Genomic DNA, 392 nt, shown 5'->3' on the forward strand with positions numbered 1-392 from the left:
GTTCATGCAGCTCGAGTACCTCATGAACAAGTTCGGCGACCGCGACCTCGAGGTCTACCTGATCCACGCCGCCGAGTGGAACGTCATGGGCCACAAGCGCATGACCGACAAGTCCGTCGTGCTGACCGCCTCCGAGTCCGGCACCACCCCCGAGGTGCTCGAGGCCATCGGCAAGATGAAGGATATGGGCGTGCGCGTCTTCGCCATGACCAACCCCGAGGGCAAGATCGGGCAGGCCGTGGGCGCCGAGAACTGCGTCATGATGGCCTCCGACCACGGCGCCGGCGGCTGCGAGAAGGGCTACTACCTCGCCGACTGCTTCGGCCTGCGCCTGCTCAACCGCCGCGGCTGCTTCCCCAAGTTCGACCTGTTCATCGAGCAGACGAAGGACG

At 65.3% G+C, this 392-nt stretch carries 1 pseudogene; it reads left to right on the plus strand.

The features are described from left to right. Positions 1 to 392 (plus strand): annotated as a pseudogene (locus tag ACTNA2_RS09110) (SIS domain-containing protein); the annotation flags it as partial.

The sequence above is a fragment of the Collinsella sp. HCP28S3_E9 genome (genome assembly GCF_052065455.1).
Lineage (GTDB): Bacteria > Actinomycetota > Coriobacteriia > Coriobacteriales > Coriobacteriaceae > Collinsella.